The sequence below is a fragment of the Gemmobacter lutimaris genome, from assembly GCF_003570715.1.
GTDB lineage: Bacteria > Pseudomonadota > Alphaproteobacteria > Rhodobacterales > Rhodobacteraceae > Gemmobacter > Gemmobacter lutimaris.
In genome coordinates this window covers 83,078-109,711 of the sequence record NZ_QXXQ01000006.1, presented here as the reverse complement: position 1 = coordinate 109,711, position 26,634 = coordinate 83,078, and the positions used below count along the sequence as shown (strand labels likewise).

Annotated in this window: 23 protein-coding genes; 19 read left to right on the top strand and 4 right to left on the bottom strand. The window is 65.6% G+C overall.

Features of this window, described 5'->3' with window-relative positions:
- Positions 1-165 precede the first annotated feature (165 nt).
- Positions 166-1,458 (top strand): 3'-5' exonuclease, encoded by a 1,293-nt coding sequence (locus tag D2N39_RS12390; protein WP_233557129.1) that lies wholly within the window; start codon positions 166-168, stop codon positions 1,456-1,458.
- A 389-nt stretch (positions 1,459-1,847) separates the two neighbouring features.
- Here the strand turns inward: D2N39_RS12390 and D2N39_RS12385 are convergent, their stop codons facing one another.
- Both D2N39_RS12385 and D2N39_RS12380 read right to left on the bottom strand, forming a co-directional pair.
- The gene (locus D2N39_RS12385) at positions 1,848-2,657 is read right to left on the bottom strand and encodes an SDR family oxidoreductase (protein ID WP_119135102.1); all 810 of its coding nucleotides are present in this window, start codon (positions 2,655-2,657) and stop codon (positions 1,848-1,850) included.
- 12 nt (positions 2,658-2,669) lie between these two features.
- On the bottom strand, positions 2,670-3,539 hold the full coding sequence (locus tag D2N39_RS12380; RefSeq protein WP_119135101.1) for an SDR family NAD(P)-dependent oxidoreductase: 870 nt from the start codon (positions 3,537-3,539) through the stop codon (positions 2,670-2,672).
- Positions 3,540-3,700: 161 nt separating this feature from the next.
- On the opposite strand from D2N39_RS12380, the gene D2N39_RS12375 reads away from it, so the two are divergent.
- The 15 genes from D2N39_RS12375 to pdxY all read left to right on the top strand — a co-directional run bounded on the left by D2N39_RS12375 (position 3,701) and on the right by pdxY (position 20,757).
- The gene (locus D2N39_RS12375; protein WP_119135238.1) at positions 3,701-4,585 is read left to right on the top strand and encodes an AraC family transcriptional regulator; all 885 of its coding nucleotides are present in this window, start codon (positions 3,701-3,703) and stop codon (positions 4,583-4,585) included.
- 410 nt (positions 4,586-4,995) lie between these two features.
- Positions 4,996-5,085 carry a K(+)-transporting ATPase subunit F gene (kdpF, locus tag D2N39_RS12370; RefSeq protein ID WP_119135100.1) on the top strand — a complete coding sequence of 30 codons (90 nt, stop codon included), beginning with the start codon at positions 4,996-4,998 and terminating at the stop codon, positions 5,083-5,085.
- A gap of 10 nt (positions 5,086-5,095) precedes the next feature.
- Entirely contained in the window at positions 5,096-7,108 is a 2,013-nt protein-coding gene (gene kdpB, locus D2N39_RS12365) for a potassium-transporting ATPase subunit KdpB (RefSeq protein ID WP_119135099.1), read from the top strand.
- 98 nt (positions 7,109-7,206) lie between these two features.
- Entirely contained in the window at positions 7,207-8,868 is a 1,662-nt protein-coding gene (gene kdpA, locus D2N39_RS12355; protein WP_119135097.1) for a potassium-transporting ATPase subunit KdpA, read from the top strand.
- Between the two features lie 25 nt (positions 8,869-8,893).
- Positions 8,894-9,472, top strand: a complete 579-nt coding sequence (kdpC, locus tag D2N39_RS12350; RefSeq protein ID WP_119135237.1) for a potassium-transporting ATPase subunit KdpC — start codon at positions 8,894-8,896, stop codon at positions 9,470-9,472.
- Between the two features lie 9 nt (positions 9,473-9,481).
- Positions 9,482-12,136 (top strand): sensor histidine kinase, encoded by a 2,655-nt coding sequence (locus tag D2N39_RS12345; protein ID WP_119135096.1) that lies wholly within the window; start codon positions 9,482-9,484, stop codon positions 12,134-12,136.
- Positions 12,133-12,843, top strand: a complete 711-nt coding sequence (locus D2N39_RS12340; protein WP_119135095.1) for a response regulator — start codon at positions 12,133-12,135, stop codon at positions 12,841-12,843. The genes D2N39_RS12345 and D2N39_RS12340 overlap by 4 nt, the downstream gene beginning before the upstream one ends.
- Before the next feature lie 578 nt (positions 12,844-13,421).
- On the top strand, positions 13,422-15,206 hold the full coding sequence (gene thiC / locus D2N39_RS12335; protein ID WP_119135094.1) for a phosphomethylpyrimidine synthase ThiC: 1,785 nt from the start codon (positions 13,422-13,424) through the stop codon (positions 15,204-15,206).
- Entirely contained in the window at positions 15,203-16,165 is a 963-nt protein-coding gene (locus D2N39_RS12330) for an FAD-dependent oxidoreductase (protein ID WP_119135093.1), read from the top strand. The genes thiC and D2N39_RS12330 overlap by 4 nt, the downstream gene beginning before the upstream one ends.
- Positions 16,155-16,352, top strand: a complete 198-nt coding sequence (gene thiS, locus D2N39_RS12325) for a sulfur carrier protein ThiS (protein ID WP_119135092.1) — start codon at positions 16,155-16,157, stop codon at positions 16,350-16,352. Before D2N39_RS12330 ends, thiS begins: the two co-directional genes overlap by 11 nt.
- Positions 16,353-16,355: 3 nt before the next feature.
- Positions 16,356-17,114 carry a thiazole synthase gene (locus D2N39_RS12320; RefSeq protein ID WP_119135091.1) on the top strand — a complete coding sequence of 253 codons (759 nt, stop codon included), beginning with the start codon at positions 16,356-16,358 and terminating at the stop codon, positions 17,112-17,114.
- Positions 17,114-17,722, top strand: a complete 609-nt coding sequence (locus D2N39_RS12315; protein ID WP_119135090.1) for a thiamine phosphate synthase — start codon at positions 17,114-17,116, stop codon at positions 17,720-17,722. The genes D2N39_RS12320 and D2N39_RS12315 overlap by 1 nt, the downstream gene beginning before the upstream one ends.
- On the top strand, positions 17,719-18,636 hold the full coding sequence (locus D2N39_RS12310) for a HesA/MoeB/ThiF family protein (protein WP_119135089.1): 918 nt from the start codon (positions 17,719-17,721) through the stop codon (positions 18,634-18,636). The genes D2N39_RS12315 and D2N39_RS12310 overlap by 4 nt, the downstream gene beginning before the upstream one ends.
- On the top strand, positions 18,633-19,388 hold the full coding sequence (gene thiD, locus D2N39_RS12305) for a bifunctional hydroxymethylpyrimidine kinase/phosphomethylpyrimidine kinase (protein ID WP_119135088.1): 756 nt from the start codon (positions 18,633-18,635) through the stop codon (positions 19,386-19,388). The genes D2N39_RS12310 and thiD overlap by 4 nt, the downstream gene beginning before the upstream one ends.
- A 520-nt stretch (positions 19,389-19,908) precedes the next feature.
- Complete coding sequence (gene pdxY, locus D2N39_RS12300; protein ID WP_119135087.1) at positions 19,909-20,757, top strand: pyridoxal kinase; 849 nt, start codon at positions 19,909-19,911, stop codon at positions 20,755-20,757.
- A gap of 6 nt (positions 20,758-20,763) precedes the next feature.
- On the opposite strand, the gene D2N39_RS12295 is transcribed toward pdxY, so the two are convergent.
- Together D2N39_RS12295 and D2N39_RS12290 are read right to left on the bottom strand one after the other, a co-directional pair.
- Entirely contained in the window at positions 20,764-21,372 is a 609-nt protein-coding gene (locus tag D2N39_RS12295) for a response regulator transcription factor (protein WP_119135086.1), read from the bottom strand.
- Positions 21,369-23,276 (bottom strand): two-component system sensor histidine kinase NtrB, encoded by a 1,908-nt coding sequence (locus D2N39_RS12290; RefSeq protein ID WP_119135085.1) that lies wholly within the window; start codon positions 23,274-23,276, stop codon positions 21,369-21,371. The genes D2N39_RS12295 and D2N39_RS12290 overlap by 4 nt, the downstream gene beginning before the upstream one ends.
- 232 nt (positions 23,277-23,508) lie before the next feature.
- Between D2N39_RS12290 and D2N39_RS12285 the strand changes: the two genes are divergently transcribed.
- From D2N39_RS12285 to D2N39_RS12275, 3 genes are all read left to right on the top strand, one after another.
- On the top strand, positions 23,509-24,513 hold the full coding sequence (locus D2N39_RS12285) for a TRAP transporter substrate-binding protein (RefSeq protein ID WP_119135084.1): 1,005 nt from the start codon (positions 23,509-23,511) through the stop codon (positions 24,511-24,513).
- Positions 24,514-24,625: 112 nt separating this feature from the next.
- Complete coding sequence (locus D2N39_RS12280; RefSeq protein WP_119135083.1) at positions 24,626-25,258, top strand: TRAP transporter small permease; 633 nt, start codon at positions 24,626-24,628, stop codon at positions 25,256-25,258.
- Positions 25,255-26,580: a TRAP transporter large permease gene (locus D2N39_RS12275; protein WP_119135082.1), complete on the top strand. Its 1,326-nt coding sequence runs from the start codon at positions 25,255-25,257 to the stop codon at positions 26,578-26,580. Before D2N39_RS12280 ends, D2N39_RS12275 begins: the two co-directional genes overlap by 4 nt.
- The last annotated feature ends 54 nt before the right edge of the window (positions 26,581-26,634 follow it).

Here is a 26,634-nt window from a genome sequence, read left to right as displayed (position 1 = left end):
CCAAGCATATGGTTCAGCGGCTCTCCAGTCAGATGCGTCAGATCCTGCCCCCAAAAGCGTGCTGAACCGATGCCCTCGACAGGTTCTGTCACGGCTGTATCCTGTCCGGCGGACCCAAGCGCCGCGCACTGCGGCGTCAGGGCATTGTTCCGTCGGAGATTTCTGGTGCATTTTTCTGCCGAAGCCCTGCTTGCCGCCCTGCTTGACGTGGCGCCCCAGCCCACGGCGAAGGCGCCGCGTGATGCACGCGGCCTTTACGGCCTCGTCGATCATCACGGCGATCTGCGCTACATCGGCTCGACCAACTCGACCGATCAGACCTTCTACGAGCGGATCCATCAGCGGCACCGCACCGGCTCGGAGGGCATGAGCCACTACTTTTCCCAGATGTATAACACGGGCCGCATGTGGCGGGACCGCACAGATCCGTTGGCCAAGGCGGATGGCGATCTGGCCAAGGCACTGCGGAACGCCTTTGTGGCAGACCATTGCCGCGCCGTCTGGCTGCCATTGCCCGACACGGCCGACATTCCGGCCCTTGAGGCCGCGGTGCTGGCAATCGCGCCCGAAGAGGCGATTGCCTGGAACCGCCGCAAGATGGCAAGCTATGATGAACCCGTCGATCTGGTCGAAGAGACGCTATCGCGCCTCGGTTGGGGCAGTGCCGAACGGGCCGCGCTGCAACGGCAGCGCCTGCGGTATCTGACGGCACGGGTCAGCCCCGCGAAAACCGCCACTCCGCTGCGACCCGAACCCCCGAAAAGGCGCGTCACGCCCTTCCCCACAGGCCCGTTCCGCTTCTTCGCCCTCGACGTCGAGACGGCGAACCATGATCGCGGCAGCATCTGTCAGATCGGGGTCGCCTGCGTCCGGCCGGACCATTCGATTGACACATGGATGACCTACGTCGATCCTCGGGTTGACCGCTGGGTCTTCACCTCGCTGCACGGGATCAGTGCTAGGACGGTCCAAGGGGCGCCAACCTTCCCCGAGGTCCTGTCGATGCTGCGGGGCGCGCTCTCAGGCACCATCGTTTATCAGCATTCGGGTTTCGATCGCAGCGCAATCGCCGCCGCCTGCGGCAATTGCGGTCATCCGATCCCGGACTGGACCTGGCGCGACAGCGTTCAGGTTGCACGGCGGGCCTGGCCCGAGTTGCGCGGAAACGGCGGCCATGGCCTTGCGAGCCTGAAGCGCCATTTGGGCCTCGTCTTCCGGCACCACGACGCCGGCGAAGATGCCCGAGCGGCTGCGGAAGTGGTCCTGCACGCGGAAGGTGCCCGACGGACCAAGCCGCTCGCAAAGACAGCGCCGCCGCCTGCGCCAGATCCCGGCGACGATTTCGATCTGGTCGAAGACCTGAACACAGACGTCAGCCAAGGGTCGCCTTGTCTGCCACAAGCAAGGGCGGCAGGACCACCGTCACAGCCCCAGGGCGCACCGGCGAAACGGAAATAACCGAGGTCAATATCACCAACCCGCACGTCTTTCAGCGGAACCTTGTCGAACAGCTCCCAGCCGATGCCACCGGCGGCTTTAGCCGCGCCTCGGCAGCGACGCGGAAGGTCACGCTCGATGGGTCTACGATGTCGTGACGACCGCCCTTAACAGATCGAGGCGCTTCTGCCGCATGCGCAACTGCATCCGGGACTTCCCCGAACGAGACACCGCGCGCGGGTAATACCGTGACGGTCGATGACATCGCCCCCTACAGTTCCCGCATGGCTTTCTGGCGGAGCGCAGAGAACTGAGGGGAGCACGAACAGCCCAGAGCAGCCGGTCGGCCCTTGGATTTGTTTCTGCGGCGCGCCGAAGCCGACATGTCCCCGCATGGCGTTTTCAGGTGCTCATTCTGCCATCAAGGCCTTGATGCTATTGATGAAGGTCGCGTCATCCTGTGCTTTGCGCCTGTCCAGAAGGTCGGCGGCATCCGGCCCAGCGCGGAATCGCAATTGTGCGCCGGGCGCGTTTGCGGCCTGCCAGATGACATCAGCCACGACCTCAGGGGAGGATGGATTTGACGCCAGCCTGCCAAAGAGACGCCCCATCGCTTCGACGCTGGTGGCATAGTCGGTCAGGCGGCCGTCCATCGCGAAATCGAAGGAGCGCCCGCCAAAGTCAGTCTTGATCATACCCGGTTCGACGATGCGCACCCGGATGCCCAGCGGCTCCAGCTCGTAATGCAGCGCCTCTGACAGGCCTTCGACGGCGAACTTCGTGCCATGGTAGAGCGTGCCGAGCGGAAAGGTAATCTGCCCACCGATGGACGAGATATTGACGATGGTGCCTGTCCGCCGCCTGCGCATATGTGGCAGGACGGTCTGCGTCACCTCCAAGAGGCCAATCACATTGGTGTCGAACTGGCGTCGGATGCGATCGGTCGAAAATGCTTCGAGTGGGCCGTAAGCGCCGTAACCCGCGTTGTTCAGCAAGACGTCGATGGCACCGAAATGTTCGATCCCGGCAGTCACCGCCGCGGTGATCGAGGCGGAGTCGGCCACGTCGAGGCGGGTGACGAGCACATTGTCGAGGTCGGCAAGGTCAGAAGCCGACGTATCGCGCATGGTGGCGATGACGTTCCAGCCTTCCGAGTGAAAGCGCACGGCGGTAGCCTTGCCGATGCCGGAGGATGTGCCGGTGATAAGAATGGTAGGCATGGGAGGGATCTTTCAGGCGTTGAGGCGCAACATCGCTTCGATGCCGAACCCAGTCAGGACGGTGCGGGTCACATCATGCAGCACGGTGTTGTAACGCTCGATCTCGGGGCCAACGCCGGTGTAATCGACAACCGTGCGAAAGGGTTTCTGGCCGAAGGGCAGCGCCAGCAGGGCAGAAACGGCTTCGGCGATGCGCTCGGGGCGCTGGTCGGGCGAGGCTTCCAGCATCTGCGCCAGACCCTGCGCCGACATCGCGGGAACGGCGGCGAAATCGCCATACTCAGCCTCACGCGCGGGATCGTCGGGCGTGACCATGCCGTCGAAAAAGGCCGTGGGCATGGCGCCCGGCTCGATGATGCAGGATTCGATGCCAAAGCCGGAAAGCTCGGTCCGATAGCATTCGACCACGGCCTCCAACGCCCATTTCGACGCGCAATAGGTGCCATAAAACGGCGCCGCGATGCGCCCGATCAGGCTTGACGTATAAAGTATCGTCCCGCGCCCCTGTGCCCGGAAATGCGGCAGTGCAGCTCGCATGACCCGCTGGACACCCATGACATTCACATCAAAGACGCGGGCCATATCCTCGGGCGACATCAGCTCCTGAATGCCATAGGAGCCGATCCCGGCATTGTTGAACAGCACGTCCAGCCCGTTGAGCGCGGTGATCGCGTCGGCCACGCCCGCTTCGGTGCTGGCGGTGTGAGTCACGTCCATCTCGACGATCTGCGCGCCCCCGGCCTCCAGCGCGGCGACCGTGTCGGCGTTGCGACCCGAGCGGCTGCGGACGCTGCCCGCCACTTGATGCCCCTGCGCCAAAAGCACCCTTGCGGTGGGCAGGCCAAAGCCGCCCGCTATCCCGGTGATGAAGATTCTTGCCATCTGGGCCGTCCCTGTCTTTGTGATAGGAAGACGATACTCCAGGCCTGACGCCGGTTCTTTCCCGATTATCCGCAATACTTGCCTGATACTCCAGTTGATGGAATAATCCTTCACAAAATCGGGCGATGCCGTGCTACCAGATCCGTGAAAAGGAGAGTGGCATGACAGGGTTGCTGGACCGCGCCATGGCGCTGATGGACCAAGCCGGGGTCCCTCGGGGCGGGCTTGCCCATGCCGAAAGCGGGATGCATTTCCTGAGGTTCGACGCGCCTAGCCCGCAGATGGCCACCGTCTATCGCCCACTCTTGTGCCTTGTCCTGCAAGGCGCCAAGCAGGTCAGCGCGGGCGCGCACAGCCTGACTGTGGCGGCTGGTCAATCGCTGCTCGTCAGCCACGCGCTGCCGGTCGTCTCAAGCGTCACCCACGCCACGCCCGGAATACCTTACGTTGCGCTGGTCTTTCCGCTCGACCTCGACCTGCTGCGGGGCCTGACCGCGACCCTGCCGCCCGTGCGCGGAACACGCCGCCGTGACCCGTTCTCGATCACGCTGTGCCCCACCGATCCAGCGGTGCAGGACGCGCTGATCCGGTATCTCGACCAATGCGCAGCCGACGAGACGCGCCAGTTGCTGGCCCCGATCACCCGGCAGGAAATCCACGCCCGGCTGCTTCTCGGCCCCCATGCCGAGGCGCTGCAAAAACTGCTCTGGCACGAATCCACCGCCAGCCGCATCTTTCAGGCAACACGCGACATCCAGTCAGACCTGTCGCGCACGGTGGTTATCAGGGAGCTCGCCGATCGGGTCGGCATGAGCAACTCCGCCTTCTTCGAGCATTTCAAGGCCGTGACGGGCACTTCGCCCCTGCAATATCAGAAGGACCTGCGTTTGCTTCACGCGCGCGACGTGCTGCGCAGCTCGTCTGCCAAAGTGTCAGAGGTCGCCTTTCGCGTAGGCTACGAAAGCTCGGCCCAGTTCTCGCGCGAGTATACAAGAAAATTCGGCCTCTCGCCACGGCAGGATCGGGCGGCTCCGGCTGCGGAGTGAGCGCAGGGATCATCAAGATCGGCCCGAGGCAACCATTCGCCTCGCGCCGCGTTTGCGTGACGCGTCGGGCCGGAAACGCGAAGCGACTCAACCATCTGCATCCAACCCATGGAGTTCTGGCAGACTTCCGGTCAACTCTGGCCGATGCGCAAGCATAGCACCATCCGCCCCAAAGGAACCATATCCACGCGCGGCCTAAAGCTGCCTTACACCCTATGCACGACCGCGCTGTCCAGCTTCCATGACGCGGGAACCGGGCGGCTATCGCGCAAGACAGGGGAAGTGCACCGGACCGCTGCTCCTTCCGTCTTTATGCTTTTCTTATGACGTGGCGGTGAGTTCCGCATGGCGCCCTTACGCGCCTCCGTTCCAGATACGACGGGTTAATTCCGTATCTGGAGGGTCCTCAAATGGGCTTCGACCTCGTTCTCGGCGGCCTCGTGGCCGCAACGCTCCTCGTCTATCTTCTGGCCGTGCTGATGCGGCCCGAGCGTTTCTGAGGGGCGCATCATGGCACGGCAACCGACACAATCCATATTCGACACCGAACTGCTGGCTCCTGCCTTGCGGCAGAGCGTCGTCAAGCTTCACCCGCGCATTCTCGTTCGCAACCCGGTCATGTTCACGACCGGGGCGGCCGCACTGCTGGCAACGGTCCTGCTGGTCAGAACCGCCGTCAGCGGCGGCGATTTCCTGTTCGAGGTGCAGATCGTCTTCTGGCTCTGGCTCACTGTCCTTTTCGGCAATTTTGCCGAGGCGCTGGCCGAAGGGCGCGGCAAGGCGCAGGCGGCGGCGCTGCGTTCGACCAAGGCCGAGCTCAGGGGCAAACGCATCAAGGGCGACAGCCACCAGAACGTCCCGGCCAGCGAGCTCAGGAAGGGCGACATCGTTCTGGTCGAGACGGGCGACCTGATCCCAGCCGATGGCGAGGTGATCCTTGGCGTGGCCTCGGTGAACGAGGCGGCAATCACGGGCGAAAGCGCCCCGGTGATCCGCGAGGCGGGCGGCGACCGTTCCGCAGTAACCGCGGGCACGCGCGTCATCTCCGACTGGATCAAGGTCAAGGTGACAGCCGAGCCGGGGACGGGCTTCCTTGATCGGATGATCGCGCTTGTGGAGGGCGCAAGCCGCGCCAAGACGCCGAACGAGATCGCCCTCACGGTCCTGCTGACCGGGTTGACGCTGATCTTTCTCGTCGCCGTCGGCACGCTGCCCGCCTTCGCCGCCTACGCTGGCGGATCGCTCGCTGTCCCCGTCCTGATCGCGCTCTTCGTGGCACTGATCCCCACCACGATCTCGGCGCTGCTCTCGGCCATCGGCATCGCGGGTATGGACCGGCTGATCCGCTTTAACGTGCTGGCCAAGTCAGGCCGCGCCGTCGAGGCGGCGGGCGACATCGACACGCTGCTCCTCGACAAGACCGGGACGATCACGCTGGGTGACCGGCAGGCCACCGAGTTCCTGCCGCTCTCGGGCATCCGAGATGCCGAACTTATCGAGGCGGCGCGGTTGTCCTCGCTCGGCGACGAAACGCCGGAAGGACGCTCCATCATCGAACTGGCCGGACAAGGCGAAGCTGCCCCTGACGGCTCGGCAGTGGTCGGGTTCACGGCCCAGACCCGTGTCAGCGGTCTCGACATCGGTGACCGCAAGGTCCGCAAGGGCGCGGTCGATGCCGTCCTGAAACTGCATGCCTTCGAGGCGGCGGCGGTGCGCGAGATGAAGTCGCTGACCGACAGGATCGCGCGCGCGGGAGGCACGCCCCTCGCGGTGGCAGACGGCACGCGCCTTCTGGGCGCAATTCACCTGAAGGACATTGTTAAATCCGGGATCAAGGAGCGCTTTGCCGAATTGCGCCGCATGGGCATCCGCACGGTGATGATCACGGGCGACAACCCGCTGACCGCAGCCGCCATCGCGGCCGAGGCCGGTGTGGACGATTTTCTGGCCGAGGCGACGCCCGAGGACAAGCTGGAACTGATCCGCAAGGAACAGGCCGGCGGCAAGCTGGTGGCGATGTGCGGCGACGGCACCAACGACGCGCCCGCGCTGGCGCAGTCGGATGTGGGCGTCGCGATGAACACCGGCACCCAGGCTGCGCGCGAAGCCGGCAACATGGTCGATCTCGACAACAACCCTACCAAGCTCATCGAGATCGTGGGCATCGGCAAGCAGCTCCTGATGACCCGCGGCGCACTCACGACGTTCTCGATCTCGAACGATGTGGCGAAGTATTTCGCCATCCTGCCGGCGATCTTCGTGACGCTCTACCCGGGCCTCGGCGCGCTGAATGTCATGGGGCTCGCCAGCCCCGAAAGCGCGATCCTGTCGGCGCTGGTCTTCAACGCCATCATCATCCCGCTTCTCGTGCCGCTGGCGCTACGCGGCGTGACCTACCGCCCGCAGAGCGCGGCGCGGCAGCTTATCCAGAACCTCGGCATCTACGGCCTTGGCGGTCTGATCGCTCCCTTCGTCGGCATCAAGCTGATCGACATCGCGGTCTCGGGCCTCGGCCTCGCCTGACAGGAGCCCTCACATGATCCTTCTCACCTACGCACTCGGAATCCTCGTGTTCGCCGCGCTGATCGGCTCCGTGACACGGGCTTTCAAGGACTGATCCCATGGACCACGCAACTGTCATTCTCTTCATCGTCGGGGGCACGGCGCTGCTGTCGCTGCCGCTCGGCGCCTACATGAAATGGGCGATGGACCCCGCGCCGGGGCAAGCCAATCGCTGGACCGCGCTGTTCCAGACAATCGGCGGCGCATCCGCCGACCAGAACTGGAAACGCTACCTGGTCACGCTGCTCGTCTTCAACGCGCTCATGTTCACGGTGACATTCGTGATCCTTGCCACGCAGCAATGGCTGCCGCTCAATCCCGATGAACGGGGGGCGCTTGATCCGACGCTGGTGTTCAACACCGCGGCGTCCTTCACCACCAACACCAACCTGCAACATTACGCGGGCGAGGTCTCGATGAGCTACCTCAGCCAGCTTGCCGGTCTGATGTGGCTGCAATTCGTTTCGGCCGCGACTGGTATCGCGGCGCTTACAGCGCTGGCCCGCGGGATTGCGGGGCGGCCGGGGCTTGGCAATTTCCTGATGGATGTGCAGCGGGCCAGTTTTCTGGTGCTCCTGCCCCTTGCCGTGGTCGTGGCGTTGCTGATGGTGCTCGGCGGCATGCCGATGACCCTTCAGGGTTCGGCGGTGGCGACGACGCTTGAAGGCGCAATGCAGACCATCGCGCGGGGTCCGGTCGCGGCCTTCCTGACCATCAAGCAGCTCGGCACCAACGGCGGCGGCTTCTTCGGCCCCAATGCCACCCATCCGCTGGAAAATCCGACCTTCTGGACCAACGCGCTCGCCATGGTGGCGATCATCCTCATCCCTATGGCCTGCGTGTGGATGTTCGGCCGCATCGTCGGACGCCAGCGCCATGCGGCGGTGATCTTTACGGTGATGACGGCCTTCATTCTGGTGAAGATCGCCGGCGCGGTGATCTTTGAGAGCGCGCCGACGCCAGCCTTCGCCGAGCTTGCCGTGTCCGAGGAGACGGGCAATCTGGAGGGCAAGGAACTTCGCTTGGGTGCCACGACAGGCCCGCTCTGGGCGGTGTTGACCACGGCCACCTCGAACGGCTCGGTCGGGGCGATGCACGACAGCCTCAACCCGCTGACCGGCCTGATGCCGATGGCAGGCATGTGGCTCAACGCCACCTTCGGCGGCGTCGGCGTCGGCATGATCAACATGTTCCTCTACATCGTCGTGGCGGTCTTCGTTGCGGGCATGATGGTGGGACGGACACCCGAGTATCTCGGCCACAAGATCGAGGCCAAGGAGGTTCGGTTCGCCATCCTTGCGCTTTTCGCCCACGCCGTCCTGATCCTTGGCGGCACCGCGCTCTTTGCCGCGACGGCGCTCGGCCAGACGACGGTGCAGGATCCCGGCGCGCACGGCTTCTCGGAGATCCTCTACGAGTTCACGTCGGCGGCGGCGAACAATGGCTCGGGCTTCGAAGGGCTTGGGGACGGGACCGGACCCTGGAACATCGCGACCGGCCTCGTGATGCTGCTCGGCCGCTACCTGCCGATCATCCTGCCCTTCGCAATCGTAGGCTCCCTCATGGCCAAGCGGCGCACAACCGAGAGCGCCGGCACACTCGGCGTGGAGGACGCCACCTTCGGCACCATGCTGGGGCTGACCGTCGTCATCTTCGGCGCGCTCACCTTCCTGCCAGCCGCAGCGCTCGGGCCGCTCGCCGAACATTTCTCGCTGCCTTGATCGGCGGACAAGAGGAGACATGCACATGTCAGACTTCATTTCCGGCCTGCGCGTCGCTGCCGCGACCATGGTCCTTTGCGTAGGCGGCTACACCGCCATCATCCTCGGGTTCGCGCAAGTCGTGACACCCGCCACCGCCAACGGGTCGCTCGTCACGAACGGGGATGGCAAGATCGTCGGTAGCCGCCTGATTGCGCAGGCGTTCACCTCGCCGCAGTATTTCTGGCCCCGGCCTTCGGCCGTGGACTACGATGCGGCGGGTGCCGGCGGCTCGAACCTCTCTCCGGCGAACCCGGAGCTGACCGAACGTGCGGCGGCCCTGATCGCGGCCTATGGCGGTGCCACCGAGGAGCGGCCGATCCCGGCAGACCTTGTCACCGCGTCCGGAGCCGGGCTCGACCCCCATATCTCGCTCGAAGGCGCGTTGTTTCAGGTCGCACGGGTGGCGAGAGCCCGCGGGGTCGAGCCCTCGGCGGTCACGACACTCGTCCGGAACATGGCCTACGCGCCCGGCGCGTTCTTCACCGACGGCCGTATCGTCAACGTGCTGGAACTCAACCTCGCGCTCGACGCCGAACTGGCCGCTCCGGCGGACAGCGATTAAGGTGTTCCCATGACTGAAGAAACGCGCCCCTCACCAGATGCATTGCTCCGCGAAGCGGAACGGGAGGGGCGCGGCACGCTCAAGATCTTTCTCGGCGCCGCTCCCGGCGTCGGGAAAACCTACGAGATGCTGCTGGAAGGCGCCGAGAAGTGCAAGGCGGGCAAGGACGTGGTGATCGGCATTGTCGAGACCCACGGACGCAAGGAGACCGAGGCGCTTGTTGCCCCCCTGCCGGTCGTTCCGCGCAAGGAGCTTGTCTATCGGGGCCAGACGCTCACCGAAATGGACATCGACGCGGTTCTCGAACGGCACCCGCAGATCGTGCTTGTGGACGAACTCGCCCACACCAATGCCCAGGGCAGCCGTCACCCCAAGCGGTGGCAGGACATCGAGGAACTGCTCGCCGCAGGCATCGACGTGATGACCACCGTGAACATCCAGCACGTCGAGAGCCTGAACGACGTGGTCGGCTCCTTCACACATGTCCGCGTGCGCGAGACTGTCCCCGACAAGGTCTTCGAGAACGCCGAGATCGAACTGATCGACCTGCCTCCCGAGGACCTGATCGTCCGGCTTGAGGCAGGCAAGATCTACGTTCCTGAACAGGCGGCCCAAGCGCTCGACCACTTCTTCTCCAAGGGCAACCTGCTCGCGCTCCGCGAACTCGCGTTGCGCCATGCGGCGCATTATGTGGATGCCCGGATCAAGGAACATCAGGGCGTCACAGGCAAGGACGGCTACGGCGGCGGGCAGCGGGTTCTGGTGGCGATTTCCGAGGCGGCCGGTGGCGAACAGGTTGTCCGGGCCGCGAAGCGGCTGGCGGATGCCCTGAAGGCGCCGTTGATCGCGCTTTTTGTTGAAACGCCCTCGGCCTCTCGACTCAGCGATGCGGAGAAGACCCAACTTGCGCGCATCCTGTCGCTGGCATCCTCACTGGGCGCAACGCTCCAGTCGGTGCCAGCAACCGCCGTGCAGGAGGCGATCCTCGCTCAATGCAAGGCGACGCGCGCCACACAACTGGTCATCGGCAGTTCGCGCCATGGCGGTCGCGGCTTCCCGCGGTTCCGCCAGTCAATCGTGAAAGACCTCATTGACAGGTCCAGCGGTGTCTCGGTGCATGTGGTGCCGCTGGCACACGAGCGCCGGGCGGACAACTGGCGACACTATGTGCCCAAGGCTCCGTTCGGCGGCGATGCCGTGGCGCTCGGGGCGGTCGGGCTTACCACCCTCGTGCTGTTCTTCGCACAGGACTGGATCAGCCGCGGTCCGATTGACATGCTTTACCTCGTCCCGGTGATCGTAAGTGCCAGCTATTTCGGCTTCCGGGCGGGCCTTGTGGCGGCCGTCGCTGCGGGAATCGCCTATAACTTCTTTTTCCTGCAACCCTTCTACACCTTCATTATTTACGGTCCGGCCAATATCATCACCGCGATGCTGCTGGTCGTGGTGGCGATCATCACCGGCCAGCTCGCCGCGCAGGCGCGGGCGGCGGCGGCCCTTGCGATGCGCAGCGCGCGGGAGAACGCGGCACTTGCCCGGTTCGCGACACGCCTGAGTGCCGCATCCGAAACCTCCGAGACAGCGCAGATCGTTTGCGACGAGATCCGCACGATCCTCGCTGTGCAGACGATTGTATTGCACAGCTCCGGGGACGGGGTGAAGATCACGGCCTCGGGGCAAGCGAAGCCGGAGCTGAGCCCCGTGGACCGCGCCGCCGCCGAATGGGCCTTCGAACATGGCGAGGCAGCGGGGCGCGGCACCAACACGCTGACGGCAAGCGACTGGCAATTCCGCCCGCTCAAGACCTCGCTCGGCACGCTGGCGGTTCTGGGATTGCGCAGCCCGGCCGGCCGCGATGCCGTCCCGACCGAACGCGCGGCGCTTGCCGAGAGCCTGATCGACCAAGCGGCGCTGGCGCATGAACGGCTCAAGCTGGAAGCGGACATGCGCGAGATGGAGGTCGTGCGCCAGCGCGACAGCCTGCGCGCCGCACTTCTTGCCTCGCTCAGTCACGATCTCAGGACACCGCTGACGGTGGTCACGGCCGCCGCCGAGGCGCTGTCGGCCAGCGGCGACGAAGCGGAACTGGTAGAGACATTGCGCAGCGAGGCGCGGCGGCTGAACAGGTTTCTGTCCGACCTGCTCGATCTGACCCGGATTGAGGAAGGCGCGGTCACCCCCGATCTTCAGCCCATCGACCTGACCGATGCCATCACCTCGGCCCTGGCCGACCTTGCAGGACCGCTGGAGGGGCGCAAGCTGCAAACGATGATCGATCCGAATCTTCCACTGGTGCGCGCGGACGCCGTGTTGCTGCACCATGCGATCCTGAATCTGATCGACAATGCGGTGAAATATTCGCCCGAGGACGAAACCATCGAGGTGGTCGCGCGGATGGGTCGGCGCGGCCCGGTGATCGACGTGCTCGACCGGGGGCCCGGCATCCCGCAGGGCAGCGAGCAGCGCATCTTCGACCGTTTCGCACGCGGCGAGACTTCGGACCGGACCGGCGGGTCGGGCCTTGGGCTTGCCATCGTCAAGGGCTTCTCGCAGGCGATGGGTTTCACTGTCGAAGCCGCGCGCCGACAGCGCGGTGGATCGCGGTTCACCATCCGCATCCCGCCCGAAGCCATCGTGCAGATCTCCATGGAAGGCATGGCATGAGCGACCACATCCTGATCGTCGATGACGAAATGCCGATCCGGCGGCTCTTGCGGGTTTCCACCGAGCGCAGCGGCTATGTGATCGAGGAAGCCGCGACCGCGACGGCGGCGCTTCAGTCGCTGGAGCGTGCGCGGCCAAGGCTGGTGCTTCTGGATCTCGGCTTGCCCGACCGCGACGGTCTGGAGCTCATCGGTCCGTTCCGCGACCGGGGCGTGCCCATCATCGTGCTCACCGCCCGCGAGGGGTCGGGCGAAAAGGTGACCGCGCTCGACCTCGGCGCCGACGATTACGTCACCAAGCCTTTCGACAGCGAGGAACTTCTGGCGCGCATCCGCTCTTGCCTGCGCCGGGCAGACCGCAGCGCGGGCGTTGCGCGGCGGGTCAGGGTCGGCCCGGTCGAGATCGACCTTGACGCGCATAGTGTGCGCAAATCCGGCCAGGAGGCCCGACTGACGCCCAAGGAATTCGCGCTGCTGGCCGAATTGGCCAGCCATCCGGGCAAGGTGCTGACCCACACCTATCTGTTGCGCGGAGTCTGGGGGCCTGCCCATACCGAGAATGTGGAATACCTGCGCGTCACTGTCCGGTCGCTGCGCAAGAAGCTTGAAGACGACCCGTCCAGCCCGACGCTGATCCTGAACGAGCCGGGCGTGGGCTACCGTTTCAACGAACCGGGTTCACCCGGCAGTGGGGCCTATTTTTCCTGAATGTCCAACGAAGCCCCCACCAAAGCTTGAAAGTCGCCTCGGCACGGAGGTTCCGGTTCCTCGCGGCCAACATGCCGCAGCGTGGATTTCGCGTTCCTGCCCTTCGTGCAATACCCGGCATTCCTGAAAAGCGGATATGGGCAGCCAAGGGCCAGGTGGACACTGGTCATCCTGAGTGACCGCTTCCTCCTGCCTTGCGACCGGGAACAAACACGGCAGAAAACGCGCCACCGGATTCCCTTGCCTGTTTGGCCCCTCCTTCAGTTTGGCACCCGTGTCATCCTTTTGCAGTTGACATGACCGGCAAGTATTCCGATGTTGCGCCTACGTCAGGGGAGTCCCGCCTTAGGGGACTGAGAGGCTGACAGGGGTTCCGATCTGTTCGGGCCCCGGTGAAGCGACCCTTTGAACCTGACCCAGTTGACACTGGCGTAGGAAGACCGAAGGGCATTTCCGCATTCCTCGCACATCCGGGGGCGGTCCTTTCGGGCCGCTTTGGCCCATTCGGCGCAGCCGGGGCCATGTGGTCCCTTTCTGCCGACTGTTTCACTTGGGTCTCATCGCAAGAGGAGACCACAATGAAAGACACGATCCCCGCCATCACCACGGGCGCCCTGCCCGCCTCGCGCAAGGTCTATGTCACCGGCGCAACGCATGACATCCGCGTGCCGCTGCGCGAGATCGGCATTTCCAGCGAGACACCGCTGACCGTCTATGACAGCTCCGGCCCCTATACCGATCCGGCGGCGCAGATCGACATTGCGCAGGGCCTGCCCGATGTGCGCGGCGGCTGGTTGCAGGCGCGTGGCGATGTGGAAAGCTACACGGGCCGCGCGGTGACCGAGGCCGACAACGGCTTTGCCACCGGCGCGCGGCTGACGCCCGCCTTTCCGGTGCAGCGCACACCCCTGCGCGCCACGGACGACCGGGCGGTGACCCAGCTTGCCTATGCCCGGGCGGGCATCATCACGCCCGAGATGGAGTTCGTCGCCCTGCGCGAGAACGAGGGTCGCAGCGCCGCCGCCACGCGCGACGGTGAAAGTTTCGGCGCCATGCTGCCCGATCTGGTGACACCCGAATTCGTGCGCGCCGAAATTGCGGCGGGCCGCGCCATCATCCCGGCCAATATCAATCACCGCGAGTTGGAGCCGATGATCATCGGCCGGAACTTCAAGGTGAAGATCAACGCCAACATCGGCAATTCCGCCGTGACCTCCTCGATGGAGGAGGAGGTGGAAAAGATGGTCTGGGCGATCCGCTGGGGCGCCGACACGGTGATGGACCTCTCCACGGGCCGCAACATCCACAATATCCGCGACTGGATCATCCGCAACGCCCCGGTGCCGATCGGCACGGTCCCGCTGTATCAGGCGCTGGAGAAAGTGGGCGGCGTGGCCGAGGATCTGACATGGGAGATTTTCCGCGACACGCTGATCGAACAGGCCGAACAGGGGGTGGACTACTTCACAATCCACGCAGGCGTGCGGTTGCACATGATCCCGATGACGGCGAAACGGGTCACGGGGATCGTTTCGCGTGGTGGGTCGATCATGGCGAAATGGTGCCTGCATCACCACCGCGAAAGCTTCCTCTACGAGCATTTCGAGGAAATCTGCGACATCTGCCGCCGCTATGATGTGTCGTTCAGTCTGGGCGACGGGCTACGCCCCGGCTCCATCGCCGATGCCAATGACGAGGCGCAATTCGCCGAACTGCGGACACTGGGCGAATTGACCAAGATCGCCTGGGCGAAGGATTGTCAGGTGATGATCGAAGGCCCCGGCCATGTGCCGATGCACAAGATCAAGGCCAATATGGACGAGCAACTGAAACATTGCCATGAGGCGCCGTTCTACACGCTCGGGCCGCTGACCACCGACATCGCGCCGGGCTACGACCATATCACCAGCGCCATCGGCGCGGCGATGATCGGCTGGTTCGGCACGGCGATGCTGTGCTACGTCACGCCGAAGGAACACCTTGGCCTGCCCGACCGCGATGATGTGAAGACCGGGGTCATCACCTACAAGCTGGCCGCTCATGCCGCCGATCTGGCCAAAGGTCATCCGGGGGCGCAACGGCGCGACGATGCGCTGAGCCGGGCGCGGTTCGACTTTCGCTGGGAAGACCAGTTCAACCTTGGCCTCGATCCCGACACCGCACGGGAAATGCATGACGAGACCATGCCGAAAGAGGCGCACAAGGTCGCGCATTTCTGTTCGATGTGCGGGCCCAAGTTCTGCTCGATGCGGATCAGCCACGACATCCGCGCCGAGGCCGACCGCCAGCGCGGCATGGAAGGCATGGCCGAGAAGTTCCGCGAGACTGGCGCGCTTTATGTCCCTGTGGATACGGCGGAATGACCCTGCCGCCCCAGTTCACGGTTCTGGGCGCCGGTGTGGCGGGGCTTTGCGTCGCCACCGCCCTGATTGAACGCGGCGCTCGGGTTATGGTGATCGACCCAAGCCCCGACCCGACCGGCGCCTCGTGGTATGCCGGCGGCATGCTGGCACCGTTCTGCGAGGGCGAGGCGGCGCCCGAGGCGGTAGTGATCGCCGGTCAGGTGGCCCGCACATGGTGGGCGGCGCGGGTGCCGGGTGTTCTGGGCCATGGCACGCTGGTGGTGGCCCCGCCGCGCGACCAGCCGGAACTGGCGCGCTTTGCCCGCGCCACCCGCGGCCACCGGCCAGCCGATCCGGCGGCGCTGGAACCCGATCTGGCGGGCCGCTTCGCCACTGGCCTGTTCTTCGCCGACGAGGCGCATCTGGACCCGCGCGCGACGCTGCGGGCGCTGCGCGACCGGCTGCGGGCACTTGGTGCCGAGCTGCATTTCGGCGGCACCGAACCGCCGTCACGGGGCCAGGTGATCGACTGCCGGGGTCTGGCCGCGCAGTCGGCGCTGCCGGGCTTGCGCGCGGTGCGCGGCGAGATGCTCTTGCTGCGCAGCACCGAGATCGCGCTGGCGCGCCCGGTGCGGCTCCTCCATCCGCGCTTTCCCTGCTATGTCGTCCCGCGCGGCGAGGGGCTGTTCATGGTCGGCGCCACGATGGTCGAGACCGACAGGGACGGGCCGATCACCGCCCGCGCCGTGATGGAGCTGCTGTCGGCCGCCTATGCACTGCATCCCGCGCTGGCCGAGGCCGAACTGGTGGAAACCGGCGCCGGCCTGCGCCCGGCCTTTGCCGACAATATCCCCGCCATCCGCCACCAGGGCGACCGGATCTTCGTCAACGGCCTGTATCGCCACGGCTTTCTGATGGCGCCCGCCTTGGCTGAACAACTGGCGCAAACCCTGTTTCAGGAGGTTTCCCTTGCATCTTGAAGTGAATGGCACCCGGCACAGGGTGCAGGCCACCGATCTGGCCGCGTTGCTGGTCGAACTGGGCTTCGACGATCGCGCCGTCGCCACCGCACTGGACGGGGCCTTCGTCCCGGCAGCGTTGCGCGGCAGCACCCCCCTCGTCCCCGGCGCGCGGGTCGAGGTTCTCGCCCCTATGCAGGGGGGCTGAGCGATGTTCTATGGCATCCCCCTGACCAGCCGCCTGCTTCTGGGCACGGCGCAATACCCCTCGCCCGCCATCCTTGGCGAGGCCATCACCGCCTCGGGGGCCGAGGTCATCACCGTCTCCCTGCGCCGCGAGGGCGCGGGGGGCGGCGCGTTCCGCGAGCTCTTGCGCGACACCGGCCGCCGCATCCTGCCCAACACCGCCGGCTGCCACAGCGTGCGCGAGGCGGTGACCACCGCCCACATGGCGCGGGAACTCTTTGCCACTAACTGGATCAAGCTTGAGGTGATCGGCCATGCCGACACCCTGCAACCCGACCCGTTCGCTCTTGTCGAGGCGGCGCGCATCCTTTGTTCCGAGGGCTTCGCGGTCTTTCCCTACATGACCGAGGATCTGATCCTTGCCGAACGGCTGGTCGAGGCCGGTTGCCGGGTGCTGATGCCATGGGGCGCGCCGATCGGCTCGGGGCAAGGCCTGCGCAACCCCGAGGGCCTGCGCAGCCTGCGCGCCCATTTCCCCGGAATCGCGCTGGTGATCGACGCTGGCATCGGCGCACCCTCGCAGGCCGCCGCCGCGATGGAGATGGGCTTTGACGCGGTGCTGCTGAACACCGCCGTCGCAAAGGCCCGCGACCCGGTGGGCATGGCGCGCGCCTTCGGGCAGGCGGTGGCCGCCGGGCGGCTGGCACACGAGGCCGGGCTGATGCTGCGCCGCGACATGGCGGTGGCCTCGACCCCGGTCTTCGGCATGGCGGAGCTGGCATGATGTGGCTCGATCCCTTCTACCTGATCGTGGGCGATGTCGCGCAACTGGAACGGCTGGTGCCGCTTGGTGTCCGGCTTGTGCAGTTGCGGATCAAGGCCCTGCCCGAAGCCGAGATCCGACGGCAGATCGGCCGGGCGCGCGATCTCTGTGCTCTGCATGGTGCCCGGCTGGTGGTGAATGACCACTGGGAAGTCGCGCTCGATCTGGGCTGCGATTTTGTCCATCTCGGGCAAGAGGATATGGACAGCACAGATTTTGCAGCACTACGTCGCGCTGGGGTGCGTTACGGCCTTTCGACACATGACGAGGCGGAACTGGCGCGGGCACTGGCGCTTGGTCCGGCCTATGTGGCACTCGGGCCGATCTATCCGACACGGCTGAAGCAGATGAAATGGGGGCCGCAGGGGCTGGACCGGGTGCGCGACTGGAGGGCGCGGGCAGGCGCGACCCCGCTGGTCGGCATCGGGGGCCTGACGCCCGAGCGGCTGCCCGGCCTTTTTGCCGCCGGAGCCGACTGCGCGGCGGTGGTGACCGATATTCAGCAAGCTCCAGACCCCGAAGCGCGCTGCCGCGACTGGCTTGCAGCAACGCGGAGGTATCTGCAATGACCCGCTACGCGCGACAGATCCGGCTGTCCGGGTTCGGGGCAACCGGACAGGCGAAACTTGCCGCCGCCCGCGTGCTTGTGGTCGGTGCGGGCGGGCTGGGCGCGACGCTCCTGCCGGCGCTCGTGGGGGCCGGCGTGGGCTATCTGCGCCTTGCCGACCCCGATACCGTGGAGGAAAGCAATCTTCACCGCCAGACCCTGTTTCGCATGTCCGACCTCGGCCGCCCGAAGGCAGAGGCGGCAGCGGTCGCGCTTGCCGGCCTGAACCCAGATTGCGAAGTCTCTCCCCTTGTCGGGCGCCTCGATCCGGTCACGGCGCGGGCGGAAATTGCCGCGGTCGATCTTGTCATCGACGCAGCCGACAGTTTCGCCGTTACCTACGCGCTGTCCGACCTTTGCCACGCCGCCGGAACATCGCTCATCAGCGCCTCGGTGCTGGCGCGGCAGGGCTACGTTGGCGGCTTCTGCGGCGGTGCGCCAAGCCTGCGTGCCGTCTTTCCCGACTTGCCCGGCAGATTGGGCAGTTGCGCGGTTGACGGTGTGATGGGGCCGGTGGTTGCGACGCTGGGCGCACTTCAGGCACAAATGGTATTGGCGGTGCTGCTGGGCCAGAAGCCTTCGCCGTTGGGGCAGATGCTTTCGCTGGATCTGGCAGACTGGCGGCTTGGCGCGTTTCGTTTCGACGGCGCCCCAGAGCCGGAAACCGCCCTGCCCGAAATCCTTGCCCCCGCCCAGATCACCCGTGACGATCTGGTGATCGACCTGCGCGCGCAGCAACAGCCCGAACCAAGGCCGCAGCACGCAGGACAGCGCGTTGTGTTCGTCTGCACGACCGGTCTTCGCGCCTGGCGCGCCGCGCAAGCTGTCATCGCAGATGGGTACAGGTCGGTCGCCATCATCGGGGACGGCGCATGACCGCGTGTGTTCTCTTCATTGGCGGCATGGATTCAAGCGGCGGGGCGGGGCTTTTGCGCGACTGCGCCACGGCCGCGCAGTGTGGCATCACCGCGCGCGTTGCCGTCACCGCCGTCACGGCGCAGACCGACCGGACGGTGACGGCGGTTCATCCGATCGCGCCCGAGGTGGTCGCGGCCCAGATCCGCGCGGCGGGACAGGTCGCGGCGGTCAAGATCGGGATGCTCTGTTCAGCCGCCATCGTCAACGCCGTTGCGGCAACCCTGCCAGCCGCGCCCTGCATTCTCGATCCGGTGCTCTGCTCAAGCTCCGGCCACGACCTCATAGACACGGCAGGAACGGACCTGCTGCTGGGCCGGCTCCTGCCCAAGGTAGACCTCCTCACCCCCAACCTGCCCGAGCTTGCGATGCTGGCCCGACGCCTCGGGGTGATCGCACCAGAGGAAAGGGCTCGTGTAACGGCCCTTCTCGAACGGGGATGCCGCGCAGTGCTGGTCAAGGGTGGCCATGGCGCATCCCCCGACACAAGCGAGGATCGCCTTTACCTTCCAAACGCCGAACCCGTTGTTTTCAGTGCGCCCCGGATAGATGCCACACTGCGGGGGACGGGTTGCCAGTTGGCCAGTGCCATCGCCGCCCATCTTTCGCTAGGAAACGACCTTCAAGGCGCGGTCGCTGCCGCAAAAAGCCGGGTGCAGCACAGCTTTTGGGCCGCCGCCTCGGACAAGGCCGCCATTTCGCGGCAGGTCTGAAGGCATGTCGGCAGCAAGATCAGGCGGGAATTGCCCGCAACTCTACCAGCCTTGCGGATCGGATCCCCGGAAACTGCGTTTGCCACCGATGTTTTCCGCCACGTTTACAAGGCCGGAAGAAGAGCGGAATCGCATGAAGCAGAGCCGGTTTCGGGGTGCATCTGACGACGATCCATCAATGGAAGCGGGCCCTGCCGGAAGGTGCATCTTCGTGGCGATCATGGACGGGCATCCCCGCAAGGTTCTGCACAGGCGGATATCAAACACGCTGGAAGCCGAGTTCTGAATCGAAGCGCTGAACAAGGCCATCCACAAGTTCGATCCGCCCGAGGTCAGGAATATCGGCCAAACATCCTTCGCCTCGGCGCAGGCAGGTGCTTTGTGTGGACCGGCTGAACCGGGCCAAGCCGCAGGACGTTACCGCCCTTGACCTGCGGGCCGGGGACTGGTGCAAACATGCTGTCCGGCGGCTGGAAAGCGGCCGGGTCGAGCACAGGAACAACAGGTTGGACGGCCCCGCATGACCCCGCCCCCTTTCGTGATCGCCATCCAAAGCCAGGTCGTCTTCGGCCATGTCGGCAATTCCGCCGCACTGTTTCCGATGCAGGCGGCGGGGCTTGAGGTGGCAGCCATCCCTACCGTGATGTTTTCCAACACTCCGAATTACCCCACGCTGCGCGGTCGTGCCCTGCCGCCGGAGTTCTTTTCCGACCTGCTGCAAGGCGCGCGCGAACGTGGGCTGGCGGAACGGGCGGACATCCTGCTGACCGGCTATATCGGCTCGCTGGATGTGGCGCTGATGGTGGCCGATTTCGTGGCCGAGGCGAAGGCGCTGAATCCGCGGCTGACCTATCTGTGCGACCCGGTGATGGGCGATGCGGGGCCGGGCCTTTATGTGCCTGAGGCGATTGCCGATGTGATGCGCAACCGGCTGTTGCCGCTGGCCGATCTGGCAACGCCCAATCCGTTTGAACTGGGCTGGCTGACCGGCGGGCCGACCCGCACGCTGGCGGATCTGCAAACCGCGCGTGACGGGCTGGCGCTTGCCCCGGCGGCGCGGCTGATCGTGACAGGCTGCGCGCTGGAGGATACGCCCGAGGGTCATATCGAAAGCGTCATCCTTGGCCCCGAGGGCATCAGCCGCCACCCGACGCCGCATCTGCCGATTGCCCTGTCCGGCACCGGCGATCTGTTCGCCGGGCTGGTGGTCGCGGGTCTGGGCCGGGGGCTGGCGCTTCCCTGCGCGGTGGAAACCGCGCAGGCGCTGACGGCACGCGCGCTGGCCCATGCGCAGGCGCTTGGCGCGGGCGAGGTGGTGCTGACCGAACCGGAGTTCCGCCGCGCACTGCTGACACTGGGAAGCGCCTGACCGGCCTCAGCCCTCGCGCCCGTCGGCCCCCAGCAGCGCCGCGAGTTCGATGGCATTGCGCACCCCCATCTTGGCCAGAACCCGGCCGCGATGCACCTCGACCGTGCGCATGGCGATGCCAAGCTGGTCGGCGATCTGCTTGTTCAGCGCCCCGGTCAGCATGGCGCGCAGCACCTCGTCCTCGCGGCCCGACAGCGTGGCCCGTCGGGCGGCCAGATCGCGCCGCGCCGCCGCCTCGGCCTCGGCCGCCTTATGGGCGGCGATGGCGCGCAGGGCCAGATCCACGATCTGGTTGTCGTTGAACGGCTTTTCCACGAAATCGAAGGCCCCGGCCTTCAGTGTGCGCACCGCCACCGGCACATCGGCATGTCCGGTCAGAAAGATCACCGGCACCGGATTACCCATGGCGCGCAGCCGTTCAAACACCTCCGGCCCGGAAAGCTCGCCCATGCGCACGTCAAGGATGACGCAGGCGCAATCCTCCAGCGGCTGCGCGGCCAGAAACTCCTCACCCGAGGCCCAGCCCCGCGCCGCCACCCCGCGCGAGGCCAGAAGGAAGGCCAGCGCGTCGCGGATCGCCTCTTCATCATCGACGATATGGATCATCCCGCTCATTCCGCCGCCCTTTCCTGTTCCCCGGCCACAGGAAGGCTGACCCGGAACACCGTGCCACCCGAGGCTGCCACGCGATGGGTGAGTTGCCCGCGATGCAATTCGATGATCGAACGGCAGATTTTCAGCCCCATGCCCATCCCCTGCGCCTTGGTGGTGGCGAAAGCGTCGAACAGCCGCCCCGCCACCTCCGGCGCGATGCCCGCGCCATGGTCCTCGACCTCGATCACCGCCTGCCCCTCGTCCTGCACCAGCCGCACTGTCAGCGTATCGCCGGACCGCGTGTCGCCCATCGCCTCCATCCCGTTGCGGATCAGGTTGATCAGCACCTGTTCCAGCAGGATACGGTCTGCCGCGACGGGGGGAACGGCGGCGATCTCGGTCGCCAGCCGCACGCGATGTTCCCGCGCATCCGCCGCCAGAAAGCCCACGGTTTCCGCGATCACCTCGTCCAGTGCGATCTGCGAAAACTGCGGCTCGCGTTTTTTCACCAGATCCTGAATGCGGCGGATGATCAGCCCGGCCCGGCCCGCCTGCTGTGCCAGTTTCTCTGTCGCGCCGCGCAGCATGGCCGGATCGGCGCGGCCGCTGTCCAAGAGGTTCAGGATACCGGCGGCGTAAGAGGCGATGGCCGACAGCGGCTGGTTCAGCTCATGCGCGAGGGTCGAGGCCATTTCGCCCAGCGTCACCAGCCGCCCGGTGCGCGCCATGGTTTCATCCTGCGCGCGGGCCAGACGGGCGGCCCGCTTGGTTTCGGTGATGTCGATGACCGATCCCATCCATCCGCGATGGGCGCCCTTGGCGTCAATCAGCGGCGCCTCATAGACCTGCACGTCGATTTCCTGCCCGTCGCGTCGGCGAAAGCGGGTCTCGAAGCTCTGGCTGATCGCACCGCCCGCCGCCAGCGCGCGATGACGGGCCTGCGTCTCGTCCAGCCGGGCCGGATCCCAGTAGGGCATCGGCGGGCGGTGGCCCACCAGCTCGCCCGCCTGCCAGCCGACCAGATTGCAGAAGGCGGAATTGACGTAGAGGATGCGGCCCTGATGGTCCTTGGCGCGCAGACCCACGGTCAGGCTTTCCTCCATCGAGCGGCGAAAGGCGGTTTCACCGCGCAGCCGCAACTCGGCGCTGCGCCGCCGTTCGGCGGTGCGAAACAGCACCAGAAGCGCAAGGATGGCAAAGGCCGCCAGCCCCGCGATAGCCCCGATCATCAGGGCCGAGCGGAAGCCAGCGGGCGCGTCATAGGCGGTGATGCGCAGCACCGTGCCCCGGATCGGCGGGTCGAAGCTGATGGCATGGGACGGGTTGGCCGGGTCCGGCTCCAGCCGCTGGCGTTCGGCCAGCACCCGGTCATCTGCGCCAAGGATGCGCACGCCATATTGTTCGGCGATCCACCACGGCACATGGCGATCCAGCATCACCGGCAGGGCCACGGTCGCGCTGACATAGCCGCCCTGCCCCGGCAGCGGCAGCGCCATGGTCACGCGCCCGTCGGGACCGACTGCGCCATAGATCGGACGGGTCGCCTGTGCGCCGGTGCGCCGCAACAGCGCCACCAGATCGGCATCGCTGGCAGCCCCCGCGCCGGGCAGCGCGCGGGCCGGGCGACCATTGGCATCATACCAGACGATCGACAGGAGTTCGGGATTGTTGGCGATATGCAGCCGCCCCCGCGCATCCAGCGCCTGAGGCGGCACACCCCCCGTCGCATCCAGCGCCAGCCGCACCAGCATGTCCTCGTCCACCGAAAGCTGGAAGCGCAGGGTCTGTTCCACCCACAGCGCATCGGTGGCCAGCTTCACCCGTGCCTGTTCGGCCTCGCTGCGGCTGACGGCCCAGACCAGCGCGCCCACCATGGCGACCAGCGCCACGATGGCGACCAGCGGCACCAGCGACAATAGATCCAGCCGCCGCAGACGCGGCCGCCCGCCCTCGACCGCCCAAGGGTCGCCTTCCGCCCCCGGCGATGCCGCCGCTGTCGCCCGCGCGTCCTTGCCCTGCGCCAGTGCCGTAACCTCCCCCTGCGCCGCCTGCCCCTGTTAGCGGGGCAATTGCGGAAACCCACAATAGCGGCGGCGCGTCCCGGCTGGCAAGAAGGGGAGGACCGCCGGGAGGGCGGAGAACACGGAGGAGATACCCATGCTGACACGTCGCAGCCTCGCCCGCCTTGCGGGTGCCGCCGTCATCGCGCTTTCGACCGCGCTGCCTGCGCTGGCCGAACCCATCGTCATCAAGTTCAGCCACGTCGTCGCCCCCGACACCCCCAAGGGCAAGGGCGCCGAGAAGTTCAAGGAACTGGCCGAGGCCTATACCAATGGCGCGGTGACGGTCGAGGTTTACCCCAACAGCCAGCTTTACAAGGACAAGGAAGAGCTGGAGGCCCTGCAACTGGGCGCGGTGCAGATGCTTGCCCCGTCACTGGCGAAATTCGGCCCGCTGGGTGTGCAGCAGTTCGAGCTGTTCGACCTGCCCTTCCTGATGGGCAGCTATGACGATCTGCGCAAGATCACCGATGGCGAAGTGGGCAAGGGCCTGCTGGCGCGGCTGGACGACAAGGGCATCAAGGGCTTGGCTTACTGGGACAACGGGTTCAAGATCATGTCGGCCAATTCGCCGCTGCATGTGCCCGATGATTTCCTCGGCCTGAAAATGCGCATCCAGTCGTCGAAGATCCTTGAGGCCGAGATGCAGGCGCTGGGTGCCGTGCCGCAGGTCATGGCCTTCTCCGAGGTCTATCAGGCGCTGCAAACCGGCGTTGTGGACGGCACAGAAAACCCGCCGTCGAACATGTATACCCAGAAGATGAACGAGGTTCAGAAGCACGCCACGCTGTCGAACCACGGCTATCTGGGTTATGCGGTGATCGTGAACAAGGCCTTCTGGGATGGCCTGCCGGAAGACGTGCGCGCCAATCTCGACAAGGCCATGGCCGAGGCGACCGTCTATGCCAACTCGATCGCCAAGGAAGAGAACGACAAGGCGCTGGAAGCGATGAAGGCTGCGGGAACCACCGAGTTCCACGCGCTGACGGACGAAGAACGCGCCGAATGGGTGGCAGCGCTGAAACCCGTGCATGAACAGATGGCCGACCGTATCGGCGCCGATCTGATCCAGCAGGTCTATACCGCGCTCGGCACCAACTGATCCGGCCTTCCCCAGAGACCGGGTCCACCACCTGCGGGGGCACCACCGCGTGCCCCCCTTTTCACAGCCGCCGCCCGCAACCGGGCCGCCGCTTACCCCAACGAGGTTCGCCATGATCCTGCGCATCCTCGACCGCTTCGAAGAAATCCTCATCTCGCTTCTCATGGCTGCGGCCGTGACGCTGATCTTCGTGGCGGTCGTTCACCGCTTTTCCATCGGCTTTGCCGCCGATCTTGTCGGCTGGGGCCGTTCTGCCGACATCGCCTGGCTGCAATCCTTCGGCCGCTCGGCTTTCAAGGCCATCAATTCGATCAAGCTGACCTGGGCCCAGGAAGCCTGTATCTACCTGTTTGTCTGGATGGCCAAATTCGGCGCGGCCTATGGCGTGCGCAAGGGCATCCATGTCGGCGTCGATATTCTGGTGGAACGGCTTGAGGGCAATGCCCGCAAGCTTATCACCACCATCGCCATGTCGGGCGGCATCCTGTTCACCGCCATTGTCACCTGGATCGGCACCGACTTCGTTTACCACGTCTATCACGGCGGGCAGACCTCGCCCGATCTCGAAATCAAGATGTGGCTGATCTATCTGGCGGTGCCGCTTGGCTCGGGCCTGATGTGCTTCCGCTTCGCGCAGGCTTTGTATCTTTACCTGACGACCGGCTATATCGCCCATCACGACCATGGCGCCGTGGACGGGCTTGAGGACGAGGCCGACGATCTGGCCAAGGGAGGCCACGCATGACCGCGCTCATCATCTTCCTGATCCTTGCGCTGCTGCTGATCACCGGGATGCCGGTTTCCATCGCGCTGGGTCTGACGGTCTTTACCTTCCTGTTCGGCTTTACCGAAATCCCGATGGATTCCATCGCGTTGAAGCTGTTCACCGGGATCGAGAAGTTCGAGATCATGGCGATCCCGTTCTTCATCCTTGCCGGCAACTTCCTGACCCACGGCGGCGTCGCGCGGCGGATGATCCGCTTTGCCACCTCGATGGTGGGGCACTGGTATGGCGGCATGGGTCTGGCCTCGGTTCTGGCCTGCGCGCTGTTCGCGGCCATCTCGGGCTCCTCGCCCGCGACGGTGATGGCGGTGGGTTCCATCCTGATCCCGGCCATGGTGAAACAGGGCTACCCGCCGCAATTCGGCGTCGGCACCATTGCCACCGCCGGGGGCCTTGGCATCCTGATCCCGCCGTCGATCGTGATGGTGATGTATTCGGTCGCCACCTCGGGCATGGTCGTCACCGGCGCCGACGGGCAACCCGTGCTGTCTGCCTCCATCGGGACGCTGTTCATGGCGGGTGTGGTGCCCGGCCTGCTGCTGGCCTCGATGCTGGGCGGCACGACGATCTGGCGCGCCTGGAAGAACGGCTATCCGCGGATGCCCCGCGCCTCGATGCGGGAACGGCTGACCGCCTTCCGCGAAAGCGTCTGGGGCCTCATGCTGATCGTGATCATCATGGGCGGCATCTATGGCGGCATCTTCACGCCCACCGAAGCCGCCGCCGTCAGCGCCGTCTATGCCTTCATTGTGGCGGTCTTTGTCTACAAGGACATCAAGCTGACCGAAGTGCCCAAGGTGCTGCTGTCTTCGGCGGCCATGTCGGCGATGCTGCTCTATATCATCACCAATGCGGTGATGTTCGCCTTCATCCTGACGTCAGAGCAGATCCCGCAAACGCTGTCGGACTGGATCGTCAGCCTTGGCCTTGGCAAGATCGGTTTCCTTCTGATGGTCAACGTCATGCTTCTGTTCATCGGCATGGTGATGGAGCCTTCTGCCATCGTGCTGATCATGGCGCCGATCCTCTATCCGGTGGCGGTGAAGCTGGGTGTCGATCCGGTGCATTTCGGGATCATGCTGGTGGTGAACATGGAAATCGGGCTTTGCACGCCACCCGTGGGCCTGAACCTTTACGTCGGCTCTGCCATATCCCGGCTGGGGTTGACCGAGGTGACACGCGCCACCTTCCCCTGGCTGGTCACGGCGCTCGTGTTCCTGATGATCGTGACCTACATACCCGAGGTCTCGCTTGCCTTCCCAAGAATGCTGGGCATGAACTGACGGAAAGGCCGGGCCAGGTGCCCGGCCTTTTCATTCGGGGGCCCTGCCATGCGC

Coding starts and splice junctions, on each gene's coding strand:
- D2N39_RS12310 (WP_119135089.1), top strand. CDS start 17,719: ATGACCCGCTACGCGCGACAGATCCGGCTGTCCGGGTTCGGGGCAACC.
- kdpB (WP_119135099.1), top strand. CDS start 5,096: ATGGCACGGCAACCGACACAATCCATATTCGACACCGAACTGCTGGCT.
- D2N39_RS12375 (WP_119135238.1), top strand. CDS start 3,701: ATGACAGGGTTGCTGGACCGCGCCATGGCGCTGATGGACCAAGCCGGG.
- D2N39_RS12315 (WP_119135090.1), top strand. CDS start 17,114: ATGTGGCTCGATCCCTTCTACCTGATCGTGGGCGATGTCGCGCAACTG.
- D2N39_RS12345 (WP_119135096.1), top strand. CDS start 9,482: ATGACTGAAGAAACGCGCCCCTCACCAGATGCATTGCTCCGCGAAGCG.
- D2N39_RS12275 (WP_119135082.1), top strand. CDS start 25,255: ATGACCGCGCTCATCATCTTCCTGATCCTTGCGCTGCTGCTGATCACC.
- D2N39_RS12285 (WP_119135084.1), top strand. CDS start 23,509: ATGCTGACACGTCGCAGCCTCGCCCGCCTTGCGGGTGCCGCCGTCATC.
- D2N39_RS12280 (WP_119135083.1), top strand. CDS start 24,626: ATGATCCTGCGCATCCTCGACCGCTTCGAAGAAATCCTCATCTCGCTT.
- D2N39_RS12385 (WP_119135102.1), bottom strand. CDS start 2,657: ATGCCTACCATTCTTATCACCGGCACATCCTCCGGCATCGGCAAGGCT.
- thiD (WP_119135088.1), top strand. CDS start 18,633: ATGACCGCGTGTGTTCTCTTCATTGGCGGCATGGATTCAAGCGGCGGG.
- thiC (WP_119135094.1), top strand. CDS start 13,422: ATGAAAGACACGATCCCCGCCATCACCACGGGCGCCCTGCCCGCCTCG.
- kdpA (WP_119135097.1), top strand. CDS start 7,207: ATGGACCACGCAACTGTCATTCTCTTCATCGTCGGGGGCACGGCGCTG.
- kdpC (WP_119135237.1), top strand. CDS start 8,894: ATGTCAGACTTCATTTCCGGCCTGCGCGTCGCTGCCGCGACCATGGTC.
- D2N39_RS12320 (WP_119135091.1), top strand. CDS start 16,356: ATGTTCTATGGCATCCCCCTGACCAGCCGCCTGCTTCTGGGCACGGCG.
- pdxY (WP_119135087.1), top strand. CDS start 19,909: ATGACCCCGCCCCCTTTCGTGATCGCCATCCAAAGCCAGGTCGTCTTC.
- kdpF (WP_119135100.1), top strand. CDS start 4,996: ATGGGCTTCGACCTCGTTCTCGGCGGCCTCGTGGCCGCAACGCTCCTC.
- D2N39_RS12380 (WP_119135101.1), bottom strand. CDS start 3,539: ATGGCAAGAATCTTCATCACCGGGATAGCGGGCGGCTTTGGCCTGCCC.
- D2N39_RS12330 (WP_119135093.1), top strand. CDS start 15,203: ATGACCCTGCCGCCCCAGTTCACGGTTCTGGGCGCCGGTGTGGCGGGG.
- D2N39_RS12295 (WP_119135086.1), bottom strand. CDS start 21,372: ATGAGCGGGATGATCCATATCGTCGATGATGAAGAGGCGATCCGCGAC.
- D2N39_RS12340 (WP_119135095.1), top strand. CDS start 12,133: ATGAGCGACCACATCCTGATCGTCGATGACGAAATGCCGATCCGGCGG.